The following is a 14,069-nucleotide window of genomic DNA, read 5'->3' as shown; positions in this document are numbered from 1 at the left end:
CCGGCCGTGACGCTCCTGCAGATTGGAGCAGGCCTGCTTTTCGCCGCGGTGCTGCTGCTCGGGATCGTTCTGATCGTCCCGGGCGGGGCCAGTGTGCCGCTGGACCGGCGGAGGCCCGTCCAGAACCAGCCCGACTCGCAGCTCACCCGGTTCGCCGGTTCTGCCGTGCACCTGGTGGACGGACTCTTTTCGCAACGGAAGGTCCGGCTCTTCAACCGGGAAGCCCTCGAGAATGCAGGGCTGCGTCTGAGCCAGGCCGACTTCTTCGTGCTGGTGGCTGCCGGGGCGTTCGTAGGGGCGCTGGCAGGCCTGGTTGTCGCCGGACCCTTGCTGTCCCTCCTCCTCGTTCTGCTGGCACCGCTTGCCGGCCACCTCGTGCTCGGCTTTCTGTCGGGCAAACGGCGGAGCAAGTTCGATGAGCAGCTCGGCGACACGCTCCAGCTGCTCGCCGGCGGCCTGCGGGCCGGGCACAGCATCCTGCGCGCCATTGACGCGGCCGCCACCGAATCGCAAAGCCCGACGTCGGAAGAGATGCGCCGGGTGGTCACCGAAACCAGCCTTGGCCGTGATCTGCTGGCCTCGCTGACGGACACGGCCGAGCGGATGCGGAATGAGGACTTCACCTGGATCGCGCAGGCCATCCAGATCAATCGGGAGGTGGGCGGCAACCTCGCCGAGGTCCTGGACCAGGTCAACGAGACCATCCGCGAGCGCAGTGAGATCAAGGGGCACATCAAGTCGCTTGCGGCCGAGGGCAAGTTCTCCGCCTACATCCTGATGGCCATGCCGATCGGCATCGTCGCCATGCTCATGCTGGTCAATCCCGGCTACATGAACGTCATGTTCACCCATCCCCTGGGCTGGGGCATGATAGCGGCGTCGGTCGTCCTCATGACGATCGGCGGTCTGTGGATGCGCAAGATCATCGACCTGAAGTTCTGAGGCAGTAATGGATCCTGTGGTGCTTCTTGCCCTCCTGCTGGTGTCCCTGCCGCTGGGCTATCTCGGATGGGCCCTGCTGTCCGTGGACCGGAAATCGCAGCGCGCCATCCGGGGGATGCTCACACTCGGCACGGACACTGCCGGGCTCGGGGAGCGGAAACGCAGCAACATGCTGGAGCGGATCGGCTACCGGCTGACGCCCGCCGGGTATGTCCGCAAACTCGACAAGCTGCTGTCCCTCGCCGGACGCCCCGCGTCGCTGCCGCTCGGACGCGTGCTCGCTGCCAAGCCGCTTCTTGGCCTGAGCGGCGCATTGCTGGGCTTTTACATCAGCGCCAACTCTCCGACGCCGATGCTCAAACTGGTGGGGGTCTTTGTAGTACTGCTGGGCTACTTCATCCCTGACCTGCTGCTCTACAGCAAGGGCCAGGAGCGCCAAAAGATCATGCAACTGGAGCTGGCCAACACCCTGGACCAGATGCTCATCTCGGTGGAGGCCGGCCTGGGCTTCGAAGGCGCGATGGCGAGGGCGGGCGAAAACGGCAAGGGCCCCCTCGCGGAGGAGCTGGTCCGGACCCTGCAGGACATGCAGGTGGGCAGGAGCCGCCGCGAATCGTACCTGGCGCTGTCCGAGCGGACGAGCATCCCGGAGCTGCGCAGCTTCGTCCAGGCGGTGATCCAGGCGGACACCTACGGCATCGCCATCAGCCGGGTCCTCCGGATCCAGGCCAAAGTCATGCGGGTCAAGCGCCGGCAACGGGCCGAGGAAAAGGCGATGAAGCTGCCCGTCACGATCTTGTTCCCGCTGCTCTTCTTCATCTTCCCTGTGCTCTTCATCGCCATCCTTGGCCCTGCCGTTATCAACGCAATCGCCACCTTCAGTGGCCAGTAGGCCGGGCCAGACGGCGGTCGGGCGCGGCGGTCGGCCTACCGGCTCCCCGAGTGAACGGGGACGCCCGGCGGCCGGGCGGCCGGGCGCGGATTGCCACAAGGAAAGCCGAAAGGTTTCCGCAGGAAAGCCCGGGGCGCGAAGCATCGTCCGGGGCAGGCAGTAGCGTGGTCGCATGTCCTTCTTAGGTGCCCCAGACGACGGAGACGCGAGCGCTGCCCTCTCCCCCGAGGCCTCTCCCGGCGGCGCGGGCCTTACTGCTCCGCCGGGTCCCACGACGGTGCCGGGTCCCACGACGGTGCCGGGCCCCGCGACAGCGCCACTGCTCGTGGATCCGTCGGCGCTCCAGGAACTGGGCGTCCAGCTGGACAGCCCAGCCGTCGCCAAGGGCTTCGCTCGGGACTACGCGAAGATGTGGCAGCGGCGCTACGGTTCCCTGTCCTCGGCCCTGGCCCGCGGTGACCAGGCGGCAGCCCTTGACGCGGTGCTGAGCCTGAAGACGTCCTCGGTGATGGTGGGCGGTGTCCGCCTGGCCCAGCTGGCCGGGGAGCTTGAGGAGGCCGTCCGGGGAGACGACATGGACCGGGCACGGTCCCTCCTGGGGGACGTGGCGGAACGCGGCAGCGAGACCGTGGACGAACTGCAGTTCAGCTACGTGCTCTGGGAAAGCTAAACTCGCTCCGGCGCCAGCCGGTAACCCACACCGCGGACAGTCTGCAGCCAACGCGGGTCCAGCGGGTCCTCCCCCAGCTTCCGCCGGAGGTTTCCGATGTGGACCTCCACCGCCCGTTCATCGGATTCGCTGATGTACGCGTCCGCACGGTAGTAGTCACCCCGCACCACCCGGACCAGCTCGGTCTTAGACCGGACGGCACCGGCACCCTTCAACAAGGCGTGCAGAAGGTCGAATTCGCTTCGGGTCAGAGTCGCGGCCGAGCCGTCCACCGTTACCGAACGGGTGTCCGGATTCAACGCCAGCCCGTTGTGCCGGAGCTCTGAATCGTTCACCGCCGCGGCGCTGGCCGCGGCTTCCGGGCCTGCAACGAGCGCGTCGCCGGGCGCAACGCCGGTGGCGTCCTGGCGTGGCCGCCGCATCATCGCCGCCACTCGGGCGCGCAGTTCGCGGGGCCGGAACGGTTTGCTGAGGAAATCATCCGCACCGGTATGCAGCGCGGTCAGGGTATCGAGCTCATCGGTCCGGGCGGTCAGCATGACGACGTAGGCGTCGCTGAACTGCCGGATCTGGCGCAGCACTTCGTAGCCGTCGATGTCGGGCAGACCCACATCCAGCGTCACGACGCTGGCGTCCCGGCTCCGAACGACGTCCACCCCTTCCCGCCCGCCGGCTGCAGAATGGACTTCGAATCCCGCCTGGCTCAGCACGGCTTCGACAAGATTGCGTACGTCTTCGTCGTCCTCTACTACGACGGCGACTCCCAGGTCAGTCATGGCCCCCCTCATGTCTGGTGCTCTTCGCTACCCAATGCCGGTGCACCAACTTCTCGGCCAGCCCGCATCGGTATCGTCAGAATACCCACCCCGGCGCACAAATATGGCTCTGGCGCAGAAACAGGAGCCACATTACTTAGTTTTATGTCAAGTTTGTGTGACACCGGGTGTAAAAATGAAGCAGCGAGGAAGGGGCGCTGCTTCATTGGGTGAACAACAGCTGGTTCAGGGCGCAGGCAACGTGATGGCGGTTTTCCCCGTCGTCTTGATTTCTACCGCGGTTCTGCTGATCGCGCTGACACTGGCAGCGCTGTTCCTGCGGCGGCGGTTGCGCAGCCAGCGGAGACGGAGCCAGGCCCGGGAAGCCGGGCTGGAGTCGCTGCTCGCGGAAAGCCGGGAACGCGAACGTCTGCTCAGCATGATCCTGGACACGATCGACGTCGGAATCGTAGCCCTCGACGCAACCGGCCGCCGCCTCCTGACGAACAGCTGGCAGTCGGAGCTGGAGGCCTCCGCGGCACCCGCAGGCTGTCCTACTCCGGCGCCGGAAGCGGAACTGCTCCTCGCCGGTCACGCTCAGGCGGCACCACTCCCCCTCGACCGGCGCCCCATCCGGCGCGCGGCAGCCGGGGAGTCCTTTGCGGACTACCTCGTGTGCTTTGGCGAGGCGCCCGGGGGGAGGGTGGTCTCCACCGGGGCCCGGCCGCTGACGGACGGCCACGGCGGTCCCGGCGGGGCCGTGGTCCTGTTCAACGAGGTGACGGGGCTGATGGAGGCGCTGGCCGCCAAGGACGATGTCGTCTCCACCGTCTCGCACGAGTTCCGTACCCCGCTGACCTCCATCATCGGCAACCTGGACCTGGCCCTCAGCGACGCGGAGGAGCTGTCCGGGGCTGCCGTCCGCCGCATCGAGGTAGCGCAACGGAACGCTGAACGGCTGCTGGCGCTCGTCTCCGATCTGCTGATGTCCGCCAACACTGCTGTCCACGTCCACCCCCGGCGGACGGATCTGGCCAGCCTCGTGGAAGCCAGCCTCGGCTCGGCCCACGCCCACGCCCAGTCCTCGCAGGTCTCGCTGTCCATGGACGTTCCGGAACCGCTGTGGGCACACGTGGATCCGCTGCGGATCAGCCAGGCGCTGGACAACCTCGTATCCAACGCCATCAAATACTCGCCGGGCGGCGGCTCCGTGAGGGTCTCCGCCAGCACCGAGGGGGGCAGGGTGCGCCTTCAGGTTCAAGATGACGGAATGGGCATGACCGTTACCGACGCCGAGAAAGTGTTCACCCGCTTCTACCGGAGCCCGGCGGTGCGGGAAGGATCCATTCCCGGGGCCGGCCTCGGGCTCTCGATCACCAAGGCAATCGTCGAGCGTCACGGCGGAACCATTTCGTGCAGCACCCGCCCCGGCCGCGGGAGCACGTTCACGCTGGAGCTGCCCGCGCAGGCTGGCCCGCCCGCCTGCTAGCAGGAAACCTACAGGACTCTACTGACGCAATGCCCGGGTCAGCTCGGCCCGTGCCAGCAGCCCGGCGTCGGAGGGGTAGGCCACTTCCTCCAGCACCAGCGGGTGCGGGGCGGCCAGCACGGACTTGGCGTCCCGCTGGCGCGCCAGCAGCCTCTGCAGCAGCCAACCCGGGGCTTCCACACCCTCGCCCACGAACAACGCCGAGCCCACCAGGGAGCGCACCATGTTGTGGCAGAACGCGTCGGCCTGGACGGTGGCAACGATGACCCCGTCGGAACCGCGGGCAAACTCAAAGCGCTGCAACTCCCGGATGGTGGTGGCGCCCTCCCGGGGCTTGCAATAGGATCGGAAATCCTGCAGCCCGAGCAGCTCGGAGGCTCCCTCATTCATCGGCTCGACGTCGAGCCGCTCCTTGTGCCACAGGGTCGAGGTGCGGCCCAGCGGATCCCACAGGGCCGGTCCGTCCGCGATCCGGTAGCTGTAGCGGCGCCAGAGTGCGGAGAACCGGGCGTCGAAGCCTTCCGGAGCCATACTCACGTCGTGGACCTCGATCGCCCCGGTAAGCTCCCCCAGCACCCGGCTGAGGGAGCCGCGCAGGCGGCGCAGCAGCGCAACAGCGGGATCCAGCTCAACGCCACGGTTCAGCCCCATCCACTCGGTTTCGCTGAGCCCCAGATGGACCACCTGGCCGCGTGCGTGGACACCGGCGTCCGTCCGCCCCGCGACCGTGACCCGGATCGGGCGGCGGATCAGCATCGCCAAGGCCTCTTCCAGCGTGCCCTGGACGGTGCGCCGTCCGGGCTGGACGGCCCAGCCGCTGAACGGGCCGCCGTCGTACGCAAGATCAAGCCGGATACGCAAAAACCCGCCGCCCCCTCTAACGGGGGCAGCGGGTTTTCGGTCACTCATAAACACAAGTCTACTGCGACGAAACAGCCAGACCTATTCAGCTTCAACTTCCTGCGCAGCGTCGCCGCCGGCAGGTGCGAAGCCGGCAGCCTGTGCAGACTCAGCAGAGTCGAACCAGACTTCGGCGATCGTCGAGTCGTACCAGCGCGAGCCGGGAACGTGGAACTTCATGGAGTCCTCGTTGCCCTTGACCTCGAAGCCCTCAGGAGCAGCGTTGTCAGCAGTAGCCGGCTTGGAACCGGCGTACTTGGATTCCGCGGCCTCAGCTTCGGCGGGAGCTTCCTCGGCAACCGGGGCAGCCTTTGCGGCAGCCTTCGTGGCCTCGGCTACCACAGCCTGCTTAGCGGAAACCGGCTCAAGAACCAGTTCGATGACAGCCATGGGAGCGTTGTCGCCCTTGCGGTTGCCGATCTTGGTGATGCGGGTGTAGCCGCCGTCGCGGTTCTCCACTGCCTGTGCAATGTCGGTGAACAGCTCGTGGACGATGCCCTTGTTGCTGATCAGGCCGAGTACACGGCGGCGGGAAGCCAGGTCGCCACGCTTGGCGAAAGTCACCAGGCGCTCGGCGTACGGCTTCAGTCGCTTGGCCTTGGTCACCGTGGTGGTGATCCGCTTGTGCTCGAACAGTGCGGCGGACAGGTTCGCGAGCATAAGACGCTCGTGAGCCGCTCCGCCTCCGAGGCGCGGACCCTTAGCGGGGGTAGGCATAATAGTTTCTCCTCATATGGAAGCCAGTGGGCTGCGCACACCGTGGTGCGTCCAGCCAGCCGGCCAAGATCTGTTTGTTAGAGTTCGTCGTCGCTGAACGCGGCGTCGTCCTCTTCAATTGCTGCGGCGCGTGCTGCGAGGTCAAAACCGGGAGGTGAGTCCTTGAGGGACAGGCCCAGTTCAACCAGCTTTGCCTTGACCTCATCAATGGACTTCGCACCGAAGTTACGGATGTCCATGAGGTCAGCCTCGGAGCGAGCCACGAGTTCACCCACGGTGTGGATGCCCTCACGCTTGAGGCAGTTGTAGGAACGGACGGTGAGGTCCAGATCCTCGATCGGCAGGGCCATGTCCGCTGCCAGGGCAGCATCCGTCGGCGACGGGCCAATCTCGATACCTTCAGCTGCGGTGTTCAGCTCGCGGGCCAGACCGAACAGTTCCACCAGGGTGGTCCCTGCCGAAGCAACGGCATCGCGCGGGGCGATGGCCTGCTTGGTCTCGACGTCGACAATGAGCTTGTCGAAGTCAGTGCGCTGCTCAACACGGGTGGCTTCCACGCGGAAGGTGACCTTCAGGACCGGCGAGTAGATCGAGTCGACCGGAATGCGGCCGATCTCGGAATCGCCGGACTTGTTCTGGGCTGCCGAAACGTAGCCGCGGCCGCGCTCGATGGTCAGTTCGAGCTCGAACTTGCCCTTCGAGTTCAGCGTGGCAATGTGCAGATCCGGGTTGTGGAATTCGACGCCGGCCGGCGGAGCGATGTCCGCGGCGGTGACGACTCCCGGGCCCTGCTTGCGCAGGTACGCAACAACCGGCTCATCGTGCTCGGAGGAGACCGACAGGTTCTTGATGTTCAGGATGATCTCAGTGACATCTTCCTTGACACCCGGAACCGTGGTGAACTCGTGCAGCACGCCATCGATCCGGATGCTCGTGACAGAGGCACCGGGGATGGAGGAGAGCAGGGTACGGCGGAGGGAGTTTCCGAGGGTGTAACCAAAGCCCGGCTCCAGCGGTTCAATGATGAAACGGGAGCGGTTATCGGAGACGACCTCTTCGGAGAGGGTGGGGCGCTGTGCAATGAGCACTTAGGTTTCCTTTCGGCGAGCATCCGCTATATGACGCAACACAGGTGGTGGAAAGATCGGTCTGACGACTTAACGCGGCTGGGCCTGCCCGGACCGGTGAGGGTCCGGGCAAGCTCCTGAGCGCTGGAAAGCCTTAGACGCGGCGGCGCTTGGGCGGACGGCAGCCGTTGTGGGCGCTGGGGGTTACATCCTGGATGGATCCAACCTCGAGGCCAGCGGCCTGCAGTGAACGGATGGCGGTTTCGCGTCCGGAACCCGGTCCCTTGACGAATACGTCGACCTTGCGCATACCGTGCTCCTGTGCACGCTTTGCGGCGGCTTCGGCGGCCATCTGGGCAGCAAACGGGGTGGACTTACGCGAGCCCTTGAAGCCAACCTCGCCGGACGAAGCCCAGGAGATGACAGCACCGTTCGGATCCGTGATGGACACGATGGTGTTGTTAAAGGTGCTCTTGATGTGCGCCTGGCCCAGCGCGATATTCTTCTTGTCCTTCTTACGCGGCTTGCGAACCGCGCCACGAGTCTTCGGGGGCATTTTTTCTCCTACAGAAAGTTATCGGGTGAAAGCCTACGCTTGGGCCCACATTTGCCGGGTTCCTTGAAATCGCGCCAGCGATTTTAGGGGGCAAATGGGGATTAACGGGTCTTCTTCTTGCCGGCGACGGTACGCTTCGGGCCCTTGCGGGTACGTGCGTTGGTCTTCGTACGCTGTCCGCGTACGGGCAGGCCCTTGCGGTGGCGCAGGCCTTCGTAGCTGCCGATCTCAACCTTGCGGCGGATGTCGGCGGCTACCTCGCGGCGAAGGTCACCCTCAACCTTGTAGTTGCCTTCAATGTAGTCACGCAGCTGGACCAGCTCGGTGTCGGACAGGTCCTTGACCCGAACGTCGGCGCTGATGCCGGTGGCAGCCAGGGTTTCGTGTGCACGGGTCTTGCCCACGCCGTAGATGTAAGTAAGCGCAATTTCCAACCGCTTTTCGCGGGGAATGTCTACGCCAGCGAGACGAGCCATAGTGGCAGTGCTCCTTGAATAAACCGGAGGTCGTAGGCAGTACACCCGCACATTCCGTGCGGCCCCAGCCTCCGACCGGGGGTTAGCTGTACGGGCCCATATGTCCCAGATCAGCTTGTGCTGCCTTTATTTACTTGCGTGGGTTAGCAACCCAGGGTTTTCCCGAAAGGGAAATTAGCCCTGGCGCTGCTTGTGGCGCGGGTTCTCGCAGATCACCATGACCCGGCCATTACGGCGGATCACTTTGCACTTTTCGCAGATCTGCTTGACGCTCGGCTTGACCTTCATGGCATTCCTTTGCGTGTTGCAGTTGGTCAACTGGACCGGCCTTCGGCTGAATGCTCTGGCCGCCCAGTGTTTACTTGTAGCGGTAGACGATACGACCACGTGTCAGGTCGTACGGGCTCAGCTCCACCACTACCCGGTCCTCAGGGAGAATCCTGATGTAGTGCTGGCGCATCTTTCCAGAGATGTGTGCCAGAACGACGTGCTTGTTGGTGAGCTCAACGCGAAACATCGCGTTAGGCAGCGCCTCAGTCACAACGCCCTCGATCTCAATGACCCCGTCCTTCTTGGCCATACCCTCCGCTAACTGTTGTTTGCCACAGCCCTCCGGTTTGCACCGAAAATGACCGCGGACGTTTTTGATTGATTGGCTGATGCCTCCCGGCCCACAAAAGGGCACAACAGGGCAGACAACCAACAGACAACACTACGCCATTTCGGGACGGATGTTAAATCCAGCAATGTTAGCGCACAACGTCGCCGTATGCACGAAAATCGCCGTCCGGAGTGCTCACAGGCTCGGCGCTGGCGATCCCGTCGAGGATGGCCAGGCGTACGACGTCGGCTGCCGCACTCTGCAGGGTGATGAGACTCACCTGCCGGGCGGCTTCGCTGCTGCGGTCGAGCGCGATCGCGCCGGTGGCGAGGCAGAAGACCGTGTCCCCGTCCGCCAGGGTGTGGCTCGGGTCCAGGGCCCGGGCCAGCCCGGCATGCGCGGCCGACGCCGTCCGCTTGCACTCGGCCTTGTCCAGGACGGCGCTGGTGGCGACGACGACGAGGGTTGTATTGAGGGGCGGCTGCTTCGAAACCCTCTGCGCACCGGTGGCGGCTTCCGCCGCAGCGGCCGAAACCCTCGGCGTGCTCGCTCGTTCCTCGCTTAGACGCACGCTGCCGGGTTCCACCCGTTGCGGCGATGTGCCATACGGGAGTCCCAGCGCGTTCACCACAGCGATCGCCCCCACTACAACCCCGTTCTCGAGGGTGATGGAGGCGGTGCCCACTCCTCCCTTGTACGTCCCCCGGCCGATTGCCGCTCCGGTGCCGGCACCGACGTTGCCGCGTTCGACGTCGTGCCCGTTCTCGCGAGAGGCGGCATCTGCGGTGGCGGCGTAGCCCATGGCGGCATCCGGCCGGGCAGTGAAGTCCCCTCCGCGGCCGAGATCGAAGATCGCGGCCGCCGGCACGATCGGGACCACGCCGCCCTTCACGGGGAAGCCACGGCCGTCCTCCTCGCACCAGCGCTGGGCGCCATGGGCCGCCACCAGTCCGTAAGCACTGCCGCCGGTGAGCACCACGGCATCGACCAGGGACGTCAACGTGGTGGGGTCCAGCGCGTCGGTCTCATGTGTTCCCGGGCCGCCGCCGCGCACATCCACGGAACCGACTGTCCCGGGCGGGGGCAGCACCACGGTCACTCCGCTCTGCCAGCCGCCCCCGGTTTTCGTGGCATGCCCCACCCGTACTCCCGGCACATCGGTAATCGCAGTCATGCTCCATTGTGCTCCCCCATCTGACCGTCGGAGCCCCCAACTGACCCGCAGTTGTTGTCGTTATGGGCGCTCATAACGACAACAAATGCGGGCTACTTAGGCGGATGGCGCGCCGTCAGGGAAGCGGGACCGGCACGACGCCGAGGGGTGCCAGCTGCGCGGCTCCCCCGTCCGGAGCCGAGAGTACCCAGATGCCCTTCTCGTGGACCGCCACGGAGTGCTCCCACTGGCAGGACCGTGTGCCGTCGGTGGTGACCACGGTCCAGTCATCATCCAGGACGGCCGTGTCGATGCTTCCGCGCACCAGCATGGGTTCGATCGCGAGGCACAAGCCGGGCCGGATCTTCGGTCCGCGGTGGCCGGTCCGGTAGTTCGGCACGTCCGGGGCCATGTGCATCTCCGAGCCGATCCCGTGGCCCACATAGTCCTCCAGGATCCCCAGCGGCTTCCCCGGGACGGAGGAGACGTAGTCATCCACGGCACAGCCGATGTCCCCGACAAACTTGCCGGTGGCGAGAGCGGCAATGCCGTGCCACATCGCCGCTTCCGTAACGTCGGAGAGCCGCTGGTCTTCCGGATCGGCGGTCCCGACGATCACGGTCCGGGCCGAGTCGGAGTGCCAGCCGTCCAGGATCGCCCCGCCGTCAATCGAGATGATGTCGCCGTCGTGCAGCACCCGGTCCCCCGGTATGCCGTGCACCACTTCCTCGTTGACCGAAGTGCAGATGGTGGCCGGAAAGCCGTGGTAGCCGAGGAAGTTGGACGTGGCCCCGGCATCCTGGAGGACGGCAGCGAACACGGCGTCGAGGTCCCGGGTGGTCTTTCCGGGCACGGCTGCCGCCACCGCAGCATCGAGGGCGCGGCTGAGCACCAGCCCGGACTCGTGCATGGTGCGCATCTGGGCGTTGGTCTTGTATTCGATGCGGGGCTGGCCGAAGGCCATCTGCTGCTTCCTTTCAGTGGAGCCGCGCTGCTTACCGGCTGGGGCTGCGCGCGGCCAAATGGCTGAGGCCCCTCCCGGTGGTCCGGGAGGGGCCTCAAAGGTCGAATGCCTGGCTCAGGCCGACTGCGCCTCTTTGATGGCCTGCATGACGCGGTCGGTGACCTCGTCCATGCCGCCGATGCCGTCCACACGGGTCAGGATGCCGCGGTCGGCGTACTTGGCGACCACCGCTTCCGTCTGGCCGTGGTACAGGTCAAGGCGGTGGCGGATGACGGCCTCGTTGTCATCGCTGCGGCCGGTTTCCTTGGCACGGCCCAGGAGGCGGGCGACGAGTTCCTCGTCATCGGCCGTGAGCTGCAGGACGACGTCGAGCTTCTCGTCGCCGTCGGCAAGGATGTTGTCGAGGTAGTCCACCTGCGCGGTGGTGCGGGGGTAGCCGTCCAGCAGGAAGCCGTTTTCGACGTCGTCCTCGCAGAGGCGGTCGCGGACCATCTTGTTCGTCACGCTGTCCGGAACGAAGTCGCCCGCGTCCATGTACTTCTTGGCTTCGAGGCCCAACGGCGTCTCACCCTTGACGTTGGCACGGAAGATGTCGCCGGTGGAGATCGCAACGACGCCGAGGCGCTCCGAAATGCGTTCCGCCTGCGTTCCCTTGCCGGATCCGGGAGGTCCGATAATCAACATTCTCGTCATCGCAAAAGCCCTTCGTAGTGACGCTGCTGTAGCTGCGCGTCAATCTGCTTGACGGTCTCCAAACCTACGCCGACCATGATCAGGATCGAGGTGCCACCGAACGGGAAGTTCTGGTTGGCATTGATCAGCACCAGTGCGACCAGCGGGATCAGTGCCACAAAGCCCAGGTACATGGCACCGGGCAGGGTGATCCTGGAAAGCACATACTGCAGGTAGTCCGCGGTCGGCTTACCGGCACGGATACCCGGAATGAAGCCGCCGTACTTCTTCATGTTGTCAGAAACTTCTTCAGGGTTGAAAGTGATCGCAACATAGAAGTAAGTGAAGAACACAATCATGGCGAAGTAGAGCGCCATGTAGATCGGGTGGTCGCCGCGGGTCAGGTTGTTGTTGATCCACTCAACCCAGGGCGCGATCGGCTCGCCGGGCTTCGGCTGGTTGAACTGGGAGATCAGGCCCGGCAGGTACAGCATGGAGGAAGCGAAGATGACGGGCACGACGCCGGCCATGTTCACCTTGATCGGGATGTACGTGCTGGTGCCGCCCACGGTGCGGCGGCCGATCATCCGCTTGGCGTACTGCACCGGGATGCGGCGCTGGGACTGCTCCACGAAGACCACGAGGGCCACGGTAATCAGGCCGATAACAAGGACCATAAAGAAGGTGCCCGGGCCCTGCGAGGTCCAGATCGCGCCGAGCGATCCCGGGAACCCTGCGGCAATGGACGTGAAGATGAGCAGCGACATGCCGTTGCCCACGCCCTTTTCGGTGACGAGTTCGCCCATCCACATGATCAGGCCGGTGCCGGCCGTCAGCGTGATGATGATCAGGATCGTGGTGACGATGCTCGTGTCCGGGATGATCGGCAACTGGCAGTTCGGCAGCAACTGGCCGGAACGGGCCAGGGACACCAGTGTCGTCGCGTTCAGCAGGCCAAGGGCGATCGTGAGGTAGCGCGTGTACTGCGTCAGCTTCGACTGACCGGAGGCGCCTTCCTCATAGAGGATCTGGAACCGGGGAATGACCACCCGGAGCAGCTGCACGATGATGCTCGCCGTGATGTACGGCATGATCCCGAGGGCGAAGATCGAGACCTGCAGCAACGCACCGCCGCTGAACAGGTTGACGAGCTGGTAGATACCGCCTGTGGTCTGACCGTTCTGCAAGCATTGCTGGACATTCTGGTAGTTCACACCAGGCGAGGGGATGAAGGCACCCAAGCGGAAGATTGTGATGATTCCCAGCGTGAACAACAACTTGCGTCGCAGATCAGGCGTGCGAAAGGCCCGGCCAAATGCGCTAAGCAAGCGTCCTCCTGATGAATAAGTAAAGTCGTGTGAGACAGGTCAAATGAAGCCAACAACCGAGTCTAACGGGTGGATGCGCCCTGCGGGCAATCGGCAGGGCCCGAAAATCAAAAAAACTCCCGGCACCGGGGCCTGAGCCCCGGGTACCGGGAGTTTCAACAACGGGCTGTTGCCCCGCCGCCTCGTTAGAGGGCGGTGGTGCTTCCGCCTGCTGCGGCAATCTTTTCTGCGGCGCTGGCCGAGAATGCGTGGACGGTGACGTCAACCTTGACGGTGATGTCGCCGGTGCCCAGCACCTTGACGGGCTGGTTCTTACGAACGGCACCCTTTTCGACCAGGTTCTCCACGGTGACTGCGCCACCTTCCGGGAACAGCTCGTTGAGCTTGTCCAGGTTTACGACCTGGTACTCAACCCGGAACGGGTTCTTGAAGCCGCGCAGCTTCGGCAGGCGCATGTGCAGCGGCAGCTGGCCGCCGGCAAAGCCAGCCTTGATCTGGTAACGGGCCTTCGTACCCTTGGTACCGCGACCGGCGGTCTTACCCTTGGAACCTTCACCACGACCAACACGGGTCTTGGCGGTCTTGGCACCCGGGGCGGGACGCAGGTGGTGAACCTTCAGCGCGTTCTGCTTCTCAGCAGCGGCGCCCTGTGCCTTTTCGGCGGTGTTCTTCTCTGCCATTTACTTCGCCTCCTCTACCTTTACCAGGTGCGGAACCGTGTTGAGCATTCCGACGGTCACGGCGTCGGCGGTGCGGACAACGGTGTGCCCGATCCGCTTCAGGCCGAGGGACCGCAGGGTGTCGCGCTGGTTCTGCTTGCCGCCAATGGCGGACTTGATCTGAGTGATCTCCAACTGTGCGTCGGAGACAAGCACGTTCTTAGCCAT

18 protein-coding genes are annotated in these 14,069 nt (G+C 64.9%); 4 read left to right on the top strand and 14 right to left on the bottom strand.

Translation table 11 applies throughout. The features are described 5' to 3' along the window. Window positions 1-6: 6 nt before the first annotated feature. The 3 genes from ACVWZ8_RS12970 to ACVWZ8_RS12960 all read left to right on the top strand — a co-directional run bounded on the left by ACVWZ8_RS12970 (window position 7) and on the right by ACVWZ8_RS12960 (window position 2,504). Window positions 7-942 carry a type II secretion system F family protein gene (locus ACVWZ8_RS12970; RefSeq protein WP_456504836.1) on the top strand — a complete coding sequence of 312 codons (936 nt, stop codon included), beginning with the start codon at window positions 7-9 and terminating at the stop codon, window positions 940-942. A 7-nt stretch (window positions 943-949) separates the two neighbouring features. Further along, complete coding sequence (locus ACVWZ8_RS12965; protein ID WP_456504835.1) at window positions 950-1,834, top strand: type II secretion system F family protein; 885 nt, start codon at window positions 950-952, stop codon at window positions 1,832-1,834. A 172-nt stretch (window positions 1,835-2,006) separates the two neighbouring features. Beyond that, window positions 2,007-2,504 carry an Hpt domain-containing protein gene (locus ACVWZ8_RS12960; RefSeq protein ID WP_456504834.1) on the top strand — a complete coding sequence of 166 codons (498 nt, stop codon included), beginning with the start codon at window positions 2,007-2,009 and terminating at the stop codon, window positions 2,502-2,504. On the opposite strand, the gene ACVWZ8_RS12955 is transcribed toward ACVWZ8_RS12960, so the two are convergent. Next, window positions 2,501-3,280: a response regulator transcription factor gene (locus tag ACVWZ8_RS12955; protein WP_456504833.1), complete on the bottom strand. Its 780-nt coding sequence runs from the start codon at window positions 3,278-3,280 to the stop codon at window positions 2,501-2,503. The two genes, ACVWZ8_RS12960 and ACVWZ8_RS12955, sit on opposite strands and share 4 nt — an antisense overlap. 205 nt (window positions 3,281-3,485) lie before the next feature. Between ACVWZ8_RS12955 and ACVWZ8_RS12950 the strand changes: the two genes are divergently transcribed. Beyond that, window positions 3,486-4,748, top strand: coding sequence for a sensor histidine kinase (locus ACVWZ8_RS12950; RefSeq protein WP_456504832.1), 1,263 nt, complete (start codon window positions 3,486-3,488; stop codon window positions 4,746-4,748). An 18-nt stretch (window positions 4,749-4,766) separates the two neighbouring features. On the opposite strand, the gene truA is transcribed toward ACVWZ8_RS12950, so the two are convergent. The 13 genes from truA to rpmD form a co-directional block, all read right to left on the bottom strand. Further along, window positions 4,767-5,657, bottom strand: coding sequence for a tRNA pseudouridine(38-40) synthase TruA (gene truA, locus ACVWZ8_RS12945; RefSeq protein ID WP_456504831.1), 891 nt, complete (start codon window positions 5,655-5,657; stop codon window positions 4,767-4,769). A gap of 33 nt (window positions 5,658-5,690) precedes the next feature. Next, a complete protein-coding gene (gene rplQ / locus ACVWZ8_RS12940) occupies window positions 5,691-6,365 on the bottom strand; it encodes a 50S ribosomal protein L17, sunset domain variant (RefSeq protein ID WP_456504830.1) in 675 nt (224 codons plus the stop codon). Window positions 6,366-6,442: 77 nt separating this feature from the next. Then, window positions 6,443-7,453 (bottom strand): DNA-directed RNA polymerase subunit alpha, encoded by a 1,011-nt coding sequence (locus tag ACVWZ8_RS12935; RefSeq protein WP_024366109.1) that lies wholly within the window; start codon window positions 7,451-7,453, stop codon window positions 6,443-6,445. A gap of 133 nt (window positions 7,454-7,586) precedes the next feature. Then, a complete protein-coding gene (gene rpsK, locus ACVWZ8_RS12930) occupies window positions 7,587-7,988 on the bottom strand; it encodes a 30S ribosomal protein S11 (protein WP_018773682.1) in 402 nt (133 codons plus the stop codon). Between the two features lie 101 nt (window positions 7,989-8,089). Beyond that, window positions 8,090-8,464 carry a 30S ribosomal protein S13 gene (rpsM, locus tag ACVWZ8_RS12925; protein WP_426978967.1) on the bottom strand — a complete coding sequence of 125 codons (375 nt, stop codon included), beginning with the start codon at window positions 8,462-8,464 and terminating at the stop codon, window positions 8,090-8,092. A gap of 174 nt (window positions 8,465-8,638) precedes the next feature. Continuing rightward, entirely contained in the window at window positions 8,639-8,752 is a 114-nt protein-coding gene (gene rpmJ / locus ACVWZ8_RS12920) for a 50S ribosomal protein L36 (RefSeq protein WP_009358722.1), read from the bottom strand. Window positions 8,753-8,822: 70 nt separating this feature from the next. Then, a complete protein-coding gene (infA, locus tag ACVWZ8_RS12915) occupies window positions 8,823-9,044 on the bottom strand; it encodes a translation initiation factor IF-1 (RefSeq protein WP_011775571.1) in 222 nt (73 codons plus the stop codon). Window positions 9,045-9,213: 169 nt separating this feature from the next. After that, on the bottom strand, window positions 9,214-10,239 hold the full coding sequence (locus tag ACVWZ8_RS12910; RefSeq protein ID WP_456504829.1) for a P1 family peptidase: 1,026 nt from the start codon (window positions 10,237-10,239) through the stop codon (window positions 9,214-9,216). 115 nt (window positions 10,240-10,354) lie between these two features. Continuing rightward, on the bottom strand, window positions 10,355-11,182 hold the full coding sequence (map, locus tag ACVWZ8_RS12905) for a type I methionyl aminopeptidase (RefSeq protein ID WP_456504828.1): 828 nt from the start codon (window positions 11,180-11,182) through the stop codon (window positions 10,355-10,357). Window positions 11,183-11,296: 114 nt separating this feature from the next. Then, window positions 11,297-11,866, bottom strand: coding sequence for an adenylate kinase (locus ACVWZ8_RS12900; RefSeq protein WP_456505947.1), 570 nt, complete (start codon window positions 11,864-11,866; stop codon window positions 11,297-11,299). 5 nt (window positions 11,867-11,871) lie between these two features. Beyond that, complete coding sequence (gene secY, locus ACVWZ8_RS12895; RefSeq protein ID WP_426978970.1) at window positions 11,872-13,182, bottom strand: preprotein translocase subunit SecY; 1,311 nt, start codon at window positions 13,180-13,182, stop codon at window positions 11,872-11,874. Between the two features lie 185 nt (window positions 13,183-13,367). Then, the gene (gene rplO / locus ACVWZ8_RS12890) at window positions 13,368-13,862 is read right to left on the bottom strand and encodes a 50S ribosomal protein L15 (RefSeq protein ID WP_011692793.1); all 495 of its coding nucleotides are present in this window, start codon (window positions 13,860-13,862) and stop codon (window positions 13,368-13,370) included. Continuing rightward, on the bottom strand, window positions 13,863-14,069 hold the full coding sequence (gene rpmD / locus ACVWZ8_RS12885; protein ID WP_160664304.1) for a 50S ribosomal protein L30: 207 nt from the start codon (window positions 14,067-14,069) through the stop codon (window positions 13,863-13,865).

This window comes from Arthrobacter sp. UYCu723, assembly GCF_054059215.1.
The sequence above is the reverse complement of the archived record's forward strand: the minus strand, read 5'-3'. Positions and strand labels throughout refer to the sequence as shown.

What these genes read in the sequence shown, in the direction of transcription:
- ACVWZ8_RS12965 (WP_456504835.1), top strand. Translation starts at nt 950, where the DNA reads ATGGATCCTGTGGTGCTTCTTGCCCTCCTGCTGGTGTCCCTGCCGCTG.
- ACVWZ8_RS12960 (WP_456504834.1), top strand. Translation starts at nt 2,007, where the DNA reads ATGTCCTTCTTAGGTGCCCCAGACGACGGAGACGCGAGCGCTGCCCTC.
- ACVWZ8_RS12955 (WP_456504833.1), bottom strand. Translation starts at nt 3,280, where the DNA reads ATGACTGACCTGGGAGTCGCCGTCGTAGTAGAGGACGACGAAGACGTA.
- truA (WP_456504831.1), bottom strand. Translation starts at nt 5,657, where the DNA reads ATGAGTGACCGAAAACCCGCTGCCCCCGTTAGAGGGGGCGGCGGGTTT.
- rplQ (WP_456504830.1), bottom strand. Translation starts at nt 6,365, where the DNA reads ATGCCTACCCCCGCTAAGGGTCCGCGCCTCGGAGGCGGAGCGGCTCAC.
- rpsK (WP_018773682.1), bottom strand. Translation starts at nt 7,988, where the DNA reads ATGCCCCCGAAGACTCGTGGCGCGGTTCGCAAGCCGCGTAAGAAGGAC.
- rpsM (WP_426978967.1), bottom strand. Translation starts at nt 8,464, where the DNA reads ATGGCTCGTCTCGCTGGCGTAGACATTCCCCGCGAAAAGCGGTTGGAA.
- rpmJ (WP_009358722.1), bottom strand. Translation starts at nt 8,752, where the DNA reads ATGAAGGTCAAGCCGAGCGTCAAGCAGATCTGCGAAAAGTGCAAAGTG.
- infA (WP_011775571.1), bottom strand. Translation starts at nt 9,044, where the DNA reads ATGGCCAAGAAGGACGGGGTCATTGAGATCGAGGGCGTTGTGACTGAG.
- ACVWZ8_RS12910 (WP_456504829.1), bottom strand. Translation starts at nt 10,239, where the DNA reads ATGACTGCGATTACCGATGTGCCGGGAGTACGGGTGGGGCATGCCACG.
- map (WP_456504828.1), bottom strand. Translation starts at nt 11,182, where the DNA reads ATGGCCTTCGGCCAGCCCCGCATCGAATACAAGACCAACGCCCAGATG.
- ACVWZ8_RS12900 (WP_456505947.1), bottom strand. Translation starts at nt 11,866, where the DNA reads ATGTTGATTATCGGACCTCCCGGATCCGGCAAGGGAACGCAGGCGGAA.
- rplO (WP_011692793.1), bottom strand. Translation starts at nt 13,862, where the DNA reads ATGGCAGAGAAGAACACCGCCGAAAAGGCACAGGGCGCCGCTGCTGAG.
- rpmD (WP_160664304.1), bottom strand. Translation starts at nt 14,069, where the DNA reads ATGGCTAAGAACGTGCTTGTCTCCGACGCACAGTTGGAGATCACTCAG.